The sequence below is a fragment of the Falsiroseomonas ponticola genome, from assembly GCF_016805305.1.
Taxonomy (GTDB): Bacteria; Pseudomonadota; Alphaproteobacteria; order Acetobacterales; family Acetobacteraceae; genus Falsiroseomonas; species Falsiroseomonas ponticola.
In genome coordinates this window covers 220,976-234,714 of record NZ_JAERQN010000012.1, presented here as the reverse complement: position 1 = coordinate 234,714, position 13,739 = coordinate 220,976, and the positions used below count along the sequence as shown (strand labels likewise).

Here is a 13,739-nt window from a genome sequence, read left to right as displayed (position 1 = left end):
CGGCGCCGTCATGCGCAAACTCGTCGTCATCCTGAACGCCATGATGCGCACACGACAGCCTTGGGCCACCTCCAACCACCAGACCGCCTGACCCCACCACGCCCAGCGCAAGACGGTTGCTTGGAACCCCATGTGATTGGTCGGTGAAGGGAGGGGCTCCGCGCGACCGCTTGTCCGGAGTGCGCTCCGCGCCCCTCCCTTCACCGACCAATAGCCTCGCGGTCCAGGGTCCCGCTGGACCCTGGCGCGGGAGAGGTCCGGAGAGGGGCGCGCAGCCCCTCTCCGGAGGCAACCGGCACTCACTCCGCCTTCGTCACGGAAACGCCGCGCAGGCCTCCCAGCCGATCTCGCGGGCCTGGGCGTGGGCGCCGTCGATCCATTCCATGACGAAGGGGTGCGCCAGCACGGCGTCGGCGTAGGCTTGCGCGTCGGGGGCCAGCGGCACGGAGTAGGTGCGGAACCGGGTCGCCATGGGCGCCCACATCGCATCCGCGAAGCAGAAGCGTTCGCCGAAGAGGAAGGGCCCACCGGCGCCCCAGGCCGCGCGCGTCTGGCGCCAGGATTCCTGCACGCGGGCGACCTGGCCGGCGACGCCGGGGCGGCCGAGCAGCTTGGCGTTGGATGGCACGCCGTTCGCGATCGGCCAGCGCTTCACCAGGTTCATCGGCATCGCCGCGCGCAGCTCGACGAAATGCGCGTGCATCTCCCCGGCGGAGGATCGCGCGGCGGTGCGGGCGGGAAGGGCGCTCGGCCAGATGTCGCAGCCCGGCGCCTTCTCCCACAGGTATTCGGCGATCGCCCAGGTATCGGTGATGGCCAGGTCGCCGTCGAAGAGGATCGGGATCAGCCCGGTCGGCGAGATGGCGGCGAGCTTCGCCTTGCTGTCGTCGCGCGACAGGAACAGGGTCTCGGCCTCGAACTCGAGCCCGGAGAGCTTGCAGGCCAGCCAGCCGCGCATGGTCCAGGTGGAGGACCATTTCCCCCCGATGATGAGCTTCATCATGCGACGCCTCCGTCGTGCAAATGGCAGGCGGTGGTGACGCCGTCCGCGGTGGTGGTGGCGCGCGGCGCCTGCTGCGCGCAGCGCGGGCCCGCCATGGGGCAGCGCGGATGGAAGGCGCAGCCGGGCGGCGGGCGGATGGGGGAGGGCACGTCGCCCGCGGCCTCCGGCGGGCGCAGGTCTTCCGCGATGACGGCGTTGAGCAGCGCTCGGGTGTAGGGATGGCGCGGCGCGTTCCACAGCGTCTCCGCCGGCCCGATCTCCACGATGCGGCCGAGATACATCACCGCGATCCGGTCGCAGAGCCAGCGCACCAGGCGGAGGTCATGGCTGATGAAGAGGTAGGTCAGCGACAGCCGCTTCTGCAGATCGACGAGCAGGTTCGCGACCTGCGCCTGGATGGAGACATCGAGCGCGCTGGTCGGCTCGTCCAGCACGATGAAGGCGGGCTCGATGGCGAGTGCGCGGGCGATGCCGACGCGCTGGCGCTGGCCGCCGGAGAGTTCATGCGGATAGCGCCGCGCCATGTCGGGGCGGAGGCCGACGAGTTCCAGCAGCTCCGCGATCCGCGCGCGGCGTTCGGCGCGGTTGCCGAAGCGGTGGACGGAAAGCGGGCTGTCCAGGATGCGCTCGATGGTGAGCGACCGGTTGAGCGAGGAAGCGGGGTCCTGGAACACCATCTGCGCGCGGCGGCGGAAGGCGTGCAGGTCGGAGGCGGGGTTCGCGCCGTCGAAGGCGACGGTCCCGCTGGTCGGCGGTTCCAGCAGCAGCGCGACGCGCCCGAGCGTCGATTTGCCGGAACCTGATTCGCCGACCAGGCCCAGGATCTCCCCCGGCGCGATGGAGAGCGAGACATCCTGCACCGCCCGCACCATGGGCTGGTTCGGCAGCACGCGGCCGAGCAGCGAGGGCCGCGCGGCGTAATGCTTCGAGACGCCATCGAGGCGCAGCAGCGGCGCCGTCATGCCGTGGCCCTCCAGCAGGCGGCGCGGCGGCCTGGCGCGATCTCCCGGAGCGGCTGGTCCTGCGTGCATGCGGGCCCGGCGCCCGGGCAGCGCGCCTGGAAGGGGCAGCCGGGCGGCAGCTGCGCGAGGTCGGGCGGTTCCCCCGGCACGGCCGGCAGCGGGCCATCCGCCTTGGAGCCCTTCGGGACAGCCGCGAGCAGCGCCTGGGTGTAGGGATGGCGCGGCTCCGCCAGCAGCGCGCGCGTCGGCCCTTCCTCCATGATGCGCCCGGCATACATGACGGCGACGCGGTCGCAGAGCCGGCCGATGACGGACAGGTTGTGGCTGATCATCAGCATCGCCATGCCGAGCTCGCGCCGGAGTTCATCGAGCAGCGCGAGGATCTCGGCCTCGACGGTGACGTCCAGCGCCGTGGTGGGTTCGTCCGCGATCAGCAGCGCGGGCCGGCAGATCAGCGCGAGGGCGATCAGCACGCGCTGCCGCATGCCGCCGGAGAGCTGGTGCGGATAGGCCGCCATGCGGCTTTCCGGCTCCGCGATGCGCAGGCGTCTCAGCAGCGCCAGCGCGGCATCGCGCGCGGCCTCCTCCGTGCCGCCATGCAGCCGGTGGATGCGCGTCAGCTGGTCGCCGATGGTCATCACCGGGTTCAGCGCCGCCGCGGGGTCCTGCACCACCATCGCGATCTGCTTCGCGCGCAGGCCGCGCAGTTCCTCCGGCGCCATGGCACGCAGGTCGCGGCCGCGGAACAGCAGCTCGCCGCCGATGGTCGCGCTCTCCGGCTGCTGCAGCCGGATGGAGGCACGGGCCGTGACCGATTTGCCGGAGCCGGATTCGCCGACCAGCCCCAGCACCTCGCCCTCCGCGACGTGGAAGGAGACGTCGCGGGAGGGTCGGATCTCGCCGCCTTCCGTGCGGAAGCGCGTGACCAGGTGGCGGACCTCGAAGAGCGGCTCAGGCATCGCCGCGCCTCGTCAGCTGCGCGGGGTCCAGCACGTCCCGCAGCAGATCGCCCGCCAGGTTGAAGGCGACGACGGTGAGGAAGATGAGCAGTCCCGGGAACACCGTCAGCCACCACTGGCCGGACATCACATAGGTGCGGCTATCCGCCAGCATCCCGCCCCAGCTGGGTTCGGGCGGCTGGATGCCGAGGCCAAGGAAGGAAAGGGACGCCTCCGTCAGGATGGAGGTCGCGACCAGCAGCGTCGCATAGACCGCGACGGGGGAGACGCAGTTGCGCAGGATGTCGCGGAACAGGATGCGCGCATCGCCGGCGCCGACGGCGCGTTCCGCCATCACATACTGCTCGTTCCGCTCCACCAGCACCGCGGCGCGGACGATGCGCGCGACCTTCGGGGCGTTGAGCAGCCCGATCACCAGCATGACCTTGGTGATGTGCGGGATGGTGACCGGCCCGATCTCCAGATCCTGCGTGCCGAGCGCCGCGACAACCGCGATCGCCAGCACGATCGGCGGGAAGGCCATCAGGATATCCATCACCCGCATGATCGCCGCATCCGTCCAGCCCGGCGACCGCAGCCCGGCGATGGCGCCGAGCGGCACGCCGACGACCATCGCGATCCCCACCGTCGTGAGGCCCACCGTCAGCGAAACCCGCGTCGCATGCACGCATCTCGAAAAAATGTCCCGCCCGAACTGGTCGGAGCCGAACCAGAAGGTGCCGTTGGGCGGCAGCAGGCGCTGGCGGCTCGGCCGGTTGGGGAAGAAGCTCGCGACCTGTTCGGGGAAGATCGCGACCACGACCAGCACCAGCAGGAAGAGGAAGGCCAGCAGCGCGAGGGGATCTCGCCGCATCACGGCGACCAGGCGCTTCATCGGCGGATGCGCGGGTCGAGGATGGCGTAGAGCGCATCCATGGCGAAGTTGATCATGACGAAGACCGCGACGTTCAGCAGCACCAGCCCCTGCACCAGCGGATAGTCGCGTGACAGGATGCTCTCATACAGCAGCCGTCCCATGCCCGGCAGGTTGAAGATCACCTCCGTCAGCACCGCGCCCGCCAGCAGGTAGCCGAAGGAGAAGCCGGCCGCCGTCAGCGTCGGGATCAGCGCGTTGCGCAGCGCGTCGTTCCAGATGATCGTCGCTTCCCTGACGCCATGCGCGCGGGCGACGGCGATGTGTTCCCGCCCCAGCACATCCAGCATGGAGGATCGCAGCATGCGCGTGATGGTCGCGGCATAGGCGGTGCCGAGGCAGATCGCCGGCAGGATCACATGCGCCGTCGTCGTGCCGATGCCGGCCGAGGGCGGCTGGTAGCCCCCCGGCGGCAGCCAGCCCAGCGTCACGGCGAAGAGCATGATCATCAGCAGCCCCTGCCAGAAGACGGGCATGGAGATGCCGATCATGGCGAAGACCCGCCAGAAGTGATCCACCGCGCCGCCCTTGTTGGTGGCGGAGAAGACGCCCGCCGGCACCGCGATCATCAGCGCGATGGCCAGCGCCATCAGGGAGACATGCAGCGTGACGGGAAAGCGATCCGCGATCAGCCCGCTGACGCCCGTCGAATACATGAAGGACCGCCCGAGATCGCCCGTCAGCGCCGATCCCACCCAGACCGCGTATTGCTGCCAGAGCGGCAGGTGCAGCCCGATGGCGCGCCGCATCGCCTCGATCTCCGCGGGCGTCGCGTTGCTGGTCATCATGGCGATGGCGGGGTCGCCCGGCAGCGCGCGGACGATGATGAAGATCAGCACGCTGGCGCCGAACAGCACCAGCGCGAGCGTGGCCGCGCGGCCGAGAAGGAACCGACCCAAGTCGCGATCAGCCCTTCTTCACCGTCGTCAGATCCATGAAGTGCGAATAGCGCGGTGCGAAGCCGGAAATGTCGGCGCGCCAGAGATGATAGGCATTGAGCCGCCCGATCCAGAGCGCCGGGCAGTGATCCACCAGGATCTCCGTCACCTTGCGCAGCGAAGGCCGCTTCCGCGCGGGGTCGAGATGACGAAAACTCTCCATCACCGCCTCGTCATAGGCGGGGTTGCGATAGCCCATCCACTGCGCCTGGTTGCCGTCCTTGTGGTAGTTGTTCCAGATCAGGTAGTCCTCGATGGAGGACTGCATGGAGGCATGCGGGAAGCACTGCCAGTCGCCGTTCTGCGCGCTGCGGTACATGCTGACGAAGTCGGTCTGGCGCATGTTCATGCGGATGCCGAATTCCGCGAGGTTCGCCTGCATCACGACGGCCGCCTCGCGCGCCTCCACATAGGCAGAGGGCACGGGCACGATCGCCTCGAAGGTGAAGCCACGCGGCATGCCGGCCTGGCGCAGGTGGAAGCGCACGCGGTCGGGATCGTATTTCAGCTGGTTCGCCAGGTCGGCCTCGTACCAGAATTCCTGCGGCGTGGCGGGCAGGGCACTGGCGGTGACGAGGCCCGAATAGATCTCGTCGCAGATGTATTCGCGATCGATGGCGCAGGAGACGGCGCGGCGCAGATGGATGTTGTCGAAGGGCGGCTTCGCCACGTTCATCGGCATGTAGAAGATGCCCGCGGAAGGCCGGCTGGCACCCGCGAAGCCGCGCATCTGCCGCGTCGGCGCGAAGTCCTTGGGGGGGCAGTTGCTGATGATATCGACGCTGCCGGCGCGAAGATTCGCCAGCTGCGTCGCCGCATCGGGAATGCGCACCAGCCGGATGCCCGCGGTCGCCGGCGCACCGCCGAAATACTCGGGGAAGGCCTCGAACTCCACGGCGACATCGGCCTGGAAGCTCTTCGGGATGAAGGGGCCGCTGCCCGCGGTGCGGCTGCCGCGATACAAATTCTCGCCCGTGGCACCCTCGTTCACCACATCGGTGCCGCGGCGTACGATCGCGGCCTCATAGCCCAGCAGCCGCATCCAGCCGGTCCAGGGATCGCCGAGGGTGAAGCGGACGACGTAGTCGCCGTCCTTCTCCACGTTCTTGATGAAGCGGCGGAGATTGCCGCGCCGGCGGCCGGTGCTGAGATACTTGTCGAAGGAATAGAGCACATCCTCCGAGGTCAGCCGGTCGCCATTGTGGAAGCGCACGTCGCGGCGGAGTTCGAAGGTGTAGCTCAGCCCATCCGCGCTGATCGTCGGCAGCGCCACCGCGAGGTCCGGCACCAGCGTGCCATCGGGCCCGATCTTCACCAGGTTGGAGAAGCCCAGCAGATTCGCCGCCGCCGTCTCCACATTGCCGACATGCCAGGGATGGATGTTCGGCAGGTTGCCGAGCAGCGAGGCGGTCACGGTTCCGCGAGGCTGCGCTCCGGCGCTTCGCGGCAACGACGCGGAAGCCAGCACACCCGCCAGTCCTGCCAGCGCGCCGCGCCGGCCGATCATCGTGTCCATCGCCCAACCCCCTGCCAGGCCGCGCGCGATGTTCGCATCGCGGTCACGGTCTACGATCACATCGAATGACATATCTCCCTTGCCGTGACGCGATCTCATGCCGCGCTTCGGTGACAGGGAGGATGGACAGAAGCCGCATTCCATCGCAACCCCGCAATGTTGACGAGACGCGCGGCGCGCCGGACCATCGCCGCCCGAGACAAGGACGAAGCAAGGCAAGATGGACAGCATCGCGACGAAGGTGGACCAGGCGGCGGAAGCCCATGGCGAAGCGGCGGTCGCATTCCTGCGCGACCTGATCCGCCTGCAGGCGCAGGGCGAGGAAGCGGTGCAGGCCCGCATCGCCGCTTCCTGCGAGGAACTCGGCTGCGTCGTGGAGAAGCGCCGCTACAAGCCTGCCTCCGTCGTGCTGAAGGAGGAATTCGCCAGCGACGCCGCCATGGCGGCGGAGGAGCGGGAGGCCGTGCTGGCGCGCTTCCCCGGCAGCGGCGGTGGCCGCAGCGTGATCTTCTTCGCGCATCCCGATGGAGAGCCCTTCCAGCCCCAGCATGGCTGGGTGCATGACCCGCTGGCGGGCGAGATCGACCAGGGCCGCATCCATGGCTGGGGCGTGGCGGATGACCTGGCCGGCGTGGCGACGATGGTGGAGGCTCTGCGCGCCGTGCTTGCCGCCGGTGTGAAGCCGAAGGGCGATGTCATCCTGGCCAGCACGCCGTCGAAGCGCCATGCGCGCGGCGTGCATGCGCTGCTGCATGGCGGCGTCCATGCCGATGCCGCCGTCTATCTCCACCCCGCCGAATCCGGCGTCGGCATGCGGGAAGTGAAGGCGCTCGCCTCCGGCCAGCTCATCTTCCGCATCGTCGTGAAGGGCCGCCTGCCTGACACCAACGAACCCGGCCATGCCGCCTTCGCGCATACCGCCATCAACCCGGTCATGAAGGCGCAGCAGGTGCTGGCGGCGCTGGCCGCGCTGGATGCGAAGCGCGGCGCGCGCGTGCACCATCCCGCCCTCGATGCCGCCATCGGCCGCAGCACCAACCTTCTCGTCGGCGACTTCAAGACGCTCGGCGATGGCCGCGCCGCGCGCGTGCCGCCGGCGGTGCAACTCTCCTGCGCCCTGGCCTTCCCGCCCGGGGAGAAGCTGTCGGCGGTGCAGGCGGAGGTGGAGGCCGCGCTGGCGGAGGCCAAGGCCGCCGACCCCGACCTCGCCTTCGACGTCACCTTCCTCTCCGGCGTCACCGGCGCGGAAGTCACGCTCGACCATCCGCTCTGGATCGAGACCTCGGCGGCGGTGCAGCGCGGCACGGGCACGGCGCCGCACATCAACCCGCTCCACACCTCCTCCGACATCCGCAACCCCATGGTGCAGTCGGGCATTCCCTGCGTCGGCCTCGGCCCGCTCTGCGGCGACCTGACGCAGAATGGCGGCCGCGACGAATGGGTGGATGTCGCGGATTACCGCCGCGGCGTGGCGGTGGTGGCGGCGCTGATCGCGGGGTGGTGCGGCGCCGCCTGACGGCGATTTCCCTTCCCCACCTTTTTTGCTTTCCGGGGGGGCCGCGGCTTGCGCAAGCTGGCCGCGACACCGGGGAGACACCACCGATGATGCCACCGATCCCGATCGCCGAACCCGCCTGGCTGCGGGAGTTCAAGGCCTTCATCATGCGCGGCAACGTCATCGACCTTGCCGTCGGCATCGTCATCGGCGCCGCCTTCACCACCATCGTCGGCAGCCTGGTGGAGGACCTGATCAATCCCCTGATCGGCCTGCTGGTCGGCGGGATCGACTTCTCCAACCTCTTCATCGTCCTCACCGGCGAACGCCGGCCGAGCCTGGAGGCGACGCGGGACGGCGGGGCAGCCGTGCTCGCCATCGGCCGTTTCATCAACGCCATCATCAAGTTCCTGATCGTGGCGCTGGCGATCTTCTGGCTGCTGAAGATCCTGACCAGGCTCCGCATCCGGGAGGAAGCGGTGAAGGCCCCGACGCCGAGCGAGAAGCTGCTGGCGGAGATCCTGGAGGAGCTGCGCAGGAAGCCCTGATCAGGGCTTCCATTCGGCGCCGTCGTAATGCTCCGGCACCTCGACGGCCCCGCCCAGGATCGCGATGCGCAGCGCCTCGCACCGCGCGGCGAGTTCCGGCGCCACATCGGCGGCATAGGCCAGGCGGACCGCCGCCGGATCCTCCAGCCCGATCCGCCGGTCCTCCCACCGGTCGGCCAGGAAGGCGCTGATCGCGGCCTCCATCGTCACGCCGTTGTCGGCGATGGCGGAGGCCAGGAACACCGCATCCTCCGCCGTCCAGTCATGCACATTGCCGATGCAGCGCATGCCGGCGGCGCGCGCGGCCTCGATCGCGCCGGGGCGTCCGGCATCCAGCATCTGGAACTGCACCTCCGCTCCCGAACGGGCCTGCGCCGCCGTCCAGTCCCGCGCCAGCGCGGGATCATGCTGGTTGCCGCAGAAGCCGGTCAGCAGCCGCGCGCCGGGCCGTGCATGGGCCAGCCCCGCCGCGAAGCCCGCGCGGCCGCGCAGCCCGGGCGGCACCGGCTCGCCGGAGAGGTGCGCCGCGACGCCGCCCCTGATCCACCACCCCGCCAGCGCCCCGGCCAGGAAGGCGGATTGCTCCTGCAGCACCTCGAAGCATGCGATGTTGGGCCCCGCGATCCGCCCCTGCGTCACGGCGAAGGCCACGCCCGGGAAGGCGGGCGCCACCTGCCGCACCGCTTCCTCCCCCTGGCCGCCATGCGCGATGACTAGGCCGCCCTGGCGCGCCGCGGCCTCCACCGTCTCCGCCCGCCGCGCGGGGTCGTGCTGCCAGGCCTCCGTCACCGTCACGGCCTGGCGCGCCGCCGCCCGCCGCAGCCCGGCCAGCCCCGCCGCGTTGAAGGCGCCGCCGCCCTGCCCTGCGGGAGAGGGTGGGCGGCCGAAGAAGATGGCGGTGACGCGGGGCAGGGTGCTCATGCCCCCACCTTCCGCGCGCTCAATTCGCCGTCAAGCCGAGTGCCCGCACGGCGCCGCCGACAACCCGCACCTCCTCCGCCACGAAGGCGGTGAAGTCGGGCTGCGTCATCGCCCGCATCGCGATGCCGTGTTCGTCGATGCGCGCGCGCACGGCCGGGTTCGCCAGCGCGGCCATCGTCTCCGCATGCAGGCGCGCCGTCACCGCCGCGGGCAGGCCGCGCGGGCCGGCCAGGCCCAGCCAGTTCTCCGCCAGCAGCCCGGGGTAGCCCGCCTCCGCCGTCGTCGGCACCTCGGGCGCCATCTCCTGCCGCGCCGGCGCGGTGATGGCGATGGCGCGCAGCCGCCCGGCGCGGATGTTCTCCACATTCTGCGGCAGCGTATCGAAGGAAAGCGGGATGGCGCCGCCCAGCAGGTCCGCCTGCATCGGCGCGCTGCCGCGGTACGGCACATGGGTCAGCGCCGCGCCGGTGCGCTGCATGAACTGCTCGCCGAAGATATGCGCGACCGATCCCGCGCCCGATGTCCCGAAGCCCGGCGGCACGCGCTGCGCCTTCACCCAGTCCACCAGCCCGGCCAGGTCCGTGGCCGGCACCAGCCGCGGATTGACCACGATCACCAGCGGCGTCGCGCCAATATAGGCGATGTGCGTGAAGCCGCCGACCGGATCATAGGTCACGCTCGGATAGATCGGCGGCGACATCACGATGGGCGCGGTGTTGGAGAGCATCAGCGTGTAGCCATCCGCCGGCTGGCTCGCGACATAGGCGGCGCCCAGCGTGCCGCCCGCGCCGGGGCGGTTGTCCACCAGCACGCGCTGCGGCAGGCGCTGGGACAGCACATCCGCCAGCACGCGCGCGACAATGTCGGACGACCCGCCGGGCGGAAAGGTGACAATGATTCGAAGCGGCCTGCTGGGCCATTCACCTGTTTGCGCCAGCGCCGGCATGGGCAGCGGAAGTGCAGCAAGTGCCGCAATAAAAGGCAGTTGGCGACGGCGCATGGGCAAGACTCCGGGTGCTGCCGGGGTTCCGCAATCCTCATGCCGCCGTTATCGCCGGGCGTCATGATTCACTGACATCGGAAAGTGTAAGTTACCGGTAGTGATTGCTGGCGCGGGCAGCAGGCCGGGTGCTAGGGTTTTATTCAATGATCATCCGCCCCGTCCGCACCCGCGCCTGCGCGAACCGACCGGGATCATCATGCACGCAGCCCGGCCGGGGCCGCGCCGCATGAGTGCCGGCGGCATCTCCATCCACGCCGTCGATGTGGCGCATGGCCGCCCCGGCGCGGGCATGCGCGTCGAGATCCATCGCCTGCTGCCGGATGGGGAGCGTCTGGTCCTGGCCGATGGCGTGCTGGGCGCCAATGGCGCGCTCGACCATCCCGTCGCCACCGGCGAAGGCGTGGAAGCCGGGGTGCATGAGGTGCTGTTCCACCTCGGCGCCTTCTTCGCCGCCACCGCGGAACGCCCGCCGCCGCCCTTCCTGGAAGTGGTGCCCTTCCGCTTCCGCGTCTTCGATGCCGCGCTCCACTACCACCTGCCCATCAAGTTCACGCCCTGGGGCTTCTCGCTCTACAGAGGCGCCTGAACAGGCAGGGGCCCGGGCCATGCGGCTACTCGTCGTCAACAGCAACACGACGGACAGCGTCACCGCGCGCATCGGCGCGGCCGCCCGCGCCGCCGCCCGGCCCGGCACCGTCATCGAGGCCGTCTCCGCCCCCTTCGGCCTGCCGCTGATCGTCACCCGCGCGGATTGGCTCGTCGCCGGGCCCGCGACGCTCGCCGCGCTGGCCGAACGGCGCGGCCACTACGATGCCGCCATCATCGCCTGCTTCGGCGATCCCGGCCTCGATGCCGCCAAGGAACTGGCGGGCGTCCCCGTCATCGGCATCAGCGAGGCCGCCTTCCACGCCGCCTGCATGCTGGGCCGCCGCTTCGGCATCGTCAGCTTCACCGCCGCGCTGCGCCCGATGTTCGAGGATGTGCTGGCCCATCACGGCCTCACGGCCCGCTGCGCCGGCTTCCGCATGGGCCCCGCCTTCGCCGGCGATCCCGGCCTGGTGGCGGAGGAACGCGCCGCCCTGCTGGTCGATCTCTGCCGCCAATCGGTGGAGCAGGATGGGGCGGAGGCCGTGATCCTCGCCGGCGGGCCGCTCGCCGGCCTCGCCCCCAGCATCGCCGCCCAGGTCGGCGTCCCCCTGATCGACGGCACGGTGGCCGCGGTGCGCCTGGCGGAGGCGCTGGTCGGCCTCGCCCCGCCCCACGCCGCGCCCGCCGCGCGCCCCCGCGCCCTGACCGGCTTCGATGAGGGGCTGGCCCGGCTCTACGCGGGCTAGCGGCACGCGGCTTGCTGCCCTTCCGGCCGCGAACCAACACCGGAAGCCCCGCATGACCCTTCGCCGCCGTTCCCTGCTGCTCGCCGCCACCGCCGCCCCCCTGGCCGCGCCGCGCTTCGGCCATGCCCAGGGCGCCTGGCCCAACCGGCCTGTCCGCATCCTCAACCCCTATGCCCCCGGCGGCACCAGCGACCTCATCATCCGCCCGCTGCTGGACCGGCTGGAACGCGCCTTCGGCCGGCCCTTCGTGGTGGAGAACAAGGCCGGCGCCGGCGGCACGCTCGCCACCGGCGAAGCCGCGCGCGTCGCGCCGGATGGCCACACGCTGCTCATCTCCAACACCGGGCCGCTCTCCGTCGCACCCTTCCTCTTCACCAACCTGGCCTATGACCCGAAGCGCGCCTTCACCTGGGTCGGCATGCTGGGCGGCGCGCCCATCGTCTGCGCCGTGAAGGGCGATGGCCCGATCCGGGACCTGGCGCAGTATCGCGCCCTGGCCGCGCGAGGGGCGGAGGAAGTGTCCTTCGGCTCCTCCGGCATCGGATCGCTCGGCCACCTGACGGGCGTGATGTGGGGCATGCAGGCCGGCGTGCGCATGCTGCACGTGCCCTTCCGCGGCGCGTCGGAGGCGCAGCAGAGCGTGCTCGGCAACAACACCACCTCGCTCTGGGACACGTCGGGCGCCAATGCGGGCGCGATCCGCGGCGGGCTGCTGCGGGGCATCGCCGTCTCCTCCGCCCAGCGCATCAGCGCGATGCCGGATGTGCCGACGGTGGGGGAGGCCGGCTTCCCCGGCGCCGTCGCCACCAACTGGTTCCTCATGGCCGGCCCCGCCGGCATGGACCCCGGCATCGCCGCGAGGGTGAACGAGGTGCTGCAGCAGGGCCTCAACGACCCCACGGTGAAGGAGAGGCTGGAGAGCGTCGGCGTCGTCTCGCTGGGCAACCCATCGCCGAATGAGATCGCTGCCTTCGTCGCCGCGGAAGCGGATCGCTGGGGCCCGGTGGTGCGCGCGGCCGGCGTCCAGCCGAGTTGATCGCGCGCGGGCGGCGCCCCCTTCGCGCCGCCCGATCCCGCTGGCAGCATGGCGAGGCAACGGAACGAGGTGACGCGCATGCCCCGCCTGCCACGCCGCCTGATGCTGGTCGCCACGCTGGCCATGCCCGGCCTGGCCCGGGCGCAACAACAAGCCGCGGCACAGGCCTGGCCGACGCGCGCGGTCCGCATCATCGTCCCCTTTCCCGCCGGCGCGGGGACGGACCTGCTGGCGCGGGCCTATGCGCAGCGCCTGTCGGAGATCTGGGGCCAGGCGGTGGTGGTCGAGAACCGCGCCGGCGCCGCCGGCATCATCGGCACGGAGGCCGCCTTCCGCGCGCCGAGGGACGGCTACACGATCCTGATGGCGAATTCCTCCGTCCTCGCCATCGGCCCCGCCATCAATCCCTCGCTGCCCTATGATCCGATCAACGGCTTCGATCCCGTGGCGCTGGTGGGGTCGAACGACAATGCCCTGGTGGTGCGCGCGCAATCGCCCTTCCAGAGCGTGGCGGATGTGGTGGCGGCGGCCCGCGCGCGGCCCGGCATCCTGACCTACGCCACGCCGGGCACCGGCACCTCCGGCCACATGGCGGGGGAGTTCTTCAAGCAGCTCGCCGGCATCGACATCACCCATGTCCCCTATCGCGGCAGCCCGCAGGCGCTGACCGATACGCTGGGCGGCCAGGTGGACATGACGATGACCACGCTGAACTCCATCGTCGCCGCCGTGCGCAACGGCCAGGCGCGGGCGCTGGCCACCACCGGCCGCACGCGGGACCCGCTGCTGCCGGAAGTGGCGACCCTCGCGGAGCTCGGCTTCGCGGGCTACGAGGCCAGCGGCTGGCTCGGCTTCGTCGTGCCCTCGGGCACGCCGGCCGAGATCACGCAGCGCATCGCCGCCGATATCCGACGCGTCTTCGCCGACACCGCCTTCACGGACCGCATCGCCTCCCAGGGCATGCGCCCCATCATCAGCACGCCGGAGGAATTCCGCGCCATCCTCGCCCCCGAACTCGCGCGGTGGCGGGACGTGGCGCAGCGGGCGGGCGTCAAGCCGGAGTGAGACCGCTGCCCGCGGATCCCGGCCGATCCGCCCCCGGCTGCCCGCG

The 13,739-nt window shown here is 70.9% G+C and carries 14 protein-coding genes; 6 read left to right on the top strand and 8 right to left on the bottom strand.

Annotation, left to right across the window (positions count from 1 at the left end):
* Nucleotides 1-313: 313 nt before the first annotated feature.
* Genes JJI54_RS27375 through JJI54_RS27350 form a run of 6 tightly spaced genes read right to left on the bottom strand, consistent with a single transcriptional unit; the run spans nt 314 to nt 6,189 of the window.
* Nucleotides 314-1,003 carry a glutathione S-transferase gene (locus JJI54_RS27375; protein ID WP_203076589.1) on the bottom strand — a complete coding sequence of 230 codons (690 nt, stop codon included), beginning with the start codon at nt 1,001-1,003 and terminating at the stop codon, nt 314-316.
* Entirely contained in the window at nt 1,000-1,965 is a 966-nt protein-coding gene (locus tag JJI54_RS27370; protein ID WP_203076588.1) for an ABC transporter ATP-binding protein, read from the bottom strand. The genes JJI54_RS27375 and JJI54_RS27370 overlap by 4 nt, the downstream gene beginning before the upstream one ends.
* Nucleotides 1,962-2,924, bottom strand: coding sequence for an ABC transporter ATP-binding protein (locus JJI54_RS27365; protein ID WP_203076587.1), 963 nt, complete (start codon nt 2,922-2,924; stop codon nt 1,962-1,964). Before JJI54_RS27365 ends, JJI54_RS27370 begins: the two co-directional genes overlap by 4 nt.
* Nucleotides 2,917-3,798 (bottom strand): ABC transporter permease, encoded by an 882-nt coding sequence (locus JJI54_RS27360; RefSeq protein WP_203076586.1) that lies wholly within the window; start codon nt 3,796-3,798, stop codon nt 2,917-2,919. Before JJI54_RS27360 ends, JJI54_RS27365 begins: the two co-directional genes overlap by 8 nt.
* Nucleotides 3,795-4,736, bottom strand: coding sequence for an ABC transporter permease (locus JJI54_RS27355; protein WP_203076585.1), 942 nt, complete (start codon nt 4,734-4,736; stop codon nt 3,795-3,797). Before JJI54_RS27355 ends, JJI54_RS27360 begins: the two co-directional genes overlap by 4 nt.
* 7 nt (nt 4,737-4,743) lie before the next feature.
* On the bottom strand, nt 4,744-6,189 hold the full coding sequence (locus JJI54_RS27350; RefSeq protein ID WP_203076584.1) for an ABC transporter substrate-binding protein: 1,446 nt from the start codon (nt 6,187-6,189) through the stop codon (nt 4,744-4,746).
* Nucleotides 6,190-6,511: 322 nt separating this feature from the next.
* Between JJI54_RS27350 and JJI54_RS27345 the strand changes: the two genes are divergently transcribed.
* Both JJI54_RS27345 and mscL read left to right on the top strand, forming a co-directional pair.
* A complete protein-coding gene (locus JJI54_RS27345; protein WP_203076583.1) occupies nt 6,512-7,807 on the top strand; it encodes a M20 family metallopeptidase in 1,296 nt (431 codons plus the stop codon).
* 86 nt (nt 7,808-7,893) lie between these two features.
* Nucleotides 7,894-8,334: a large conductance mechanosensitive channel protein MscL gene (mscL, locus tag JJI54_RS27340; protein WP_203076582.1), complete on the top strand. Its 441-nt coding sequence runs from the start codon at nt 7,894-7,896 to the stop codon at nt 8,332-8,334.
* Here mscL and JJI54_RS27335 read toward each other — a convergent pair whose 3' ends face one another.
* Both JJI54_RS27335 and JJI54_RS27330 read right to left on the bottom strand, forming a co-directional pair.
* Nucleotides 8,335-9,255, bottom strand: a complete 921-nt coding sequence (locus JJI54_RS27335; protein ID WP_203076581.1) for a BMP family ABC transporter substrate-binding protein — start codon at nt 9,253-9,255, stop codon at nt 8,335-8,337. It lies immediately after the preceding gene.
* A gap of 19 nt (nt 9,256-9,274) precedes the next feature.
* Nucleotides 9,275-10,105, bottom strand: coding sequence for a Bug family tripartite tricarboxylate transporter substrate binding protein (locus JJI54_RS27330; protein WP_203076580.1), 831 nt, complete (start codon nt 10,103-10,105; stop codon nt 9,275-9,277).
* A gap of 379 nt (nt 10,106-10,484) precedes the next feature.
* Here JJI54_RS27330 and JJI54_RS27325 point away from each other — a divergent pair, with 379 nt between their 5' ends.
* The 4 genes from JJI54_RS27325 (at nt 10,485) to JJI54_RS27310 (ending at nt 13,693) form a co-directional block, all read left to right on the top strand.
* A complete protein-coding gene (locus JJI54_RS27325) occupies nt 10,485-10,844 on the top strand; it encodes a hydroxyisourate hydrolase (protein ID WP_203076579.1) in 360 nt (119 codons plus the stop codon).
* A gap of 19 nt (nt 10,845-10,863) precedes the next feature.
* Nucleotides 10,864-11,592 carry an aspartate/glutamate racemase family protein gene (locus JJI54_RS27320; RefSeq protein ID WP_203076578.1) on the top strand — a complete coding sequence of 243 codons (729 nt, stop codon included), beginning with the start codon at nt 10,864-10,866 and terminating at the stop codon, nt 11,590-11,592.
* Nucleotides 11,593-11,644: 52 nt separating this feature from the next.
* On the top strand, nt 11,645-12,628 hold the full coding sequence (locus tag JJI54_RS27315; RefSeq protein WP_203076577.1) for a Bug family tripartite tricarboxylate transporter substrate binding protein: 984 nt from the start codon (nt 11,645-11,647) through the stop codon (nt 12,626-12,628).
* Between the two features lie 78 nt (nt 12,629-12,706).
* Nucleotides 12,707-13,693 carry a Bug family tripartite tricarboxylate transporter substrate binding protein gene (locus tag JJI54_RS27310; RefSeq protein WP_203076576.1) on the top strand — a complete coding sequence of 329 codons (987 nt, stop codon included), beginning with the start codon at nt 12,707-12,709 and terminating at the stop codon, nt 13,691-13,693.
* The last annotated feature ends 46 nt before the right edge of the window (nt 13,694-13,739 follow it).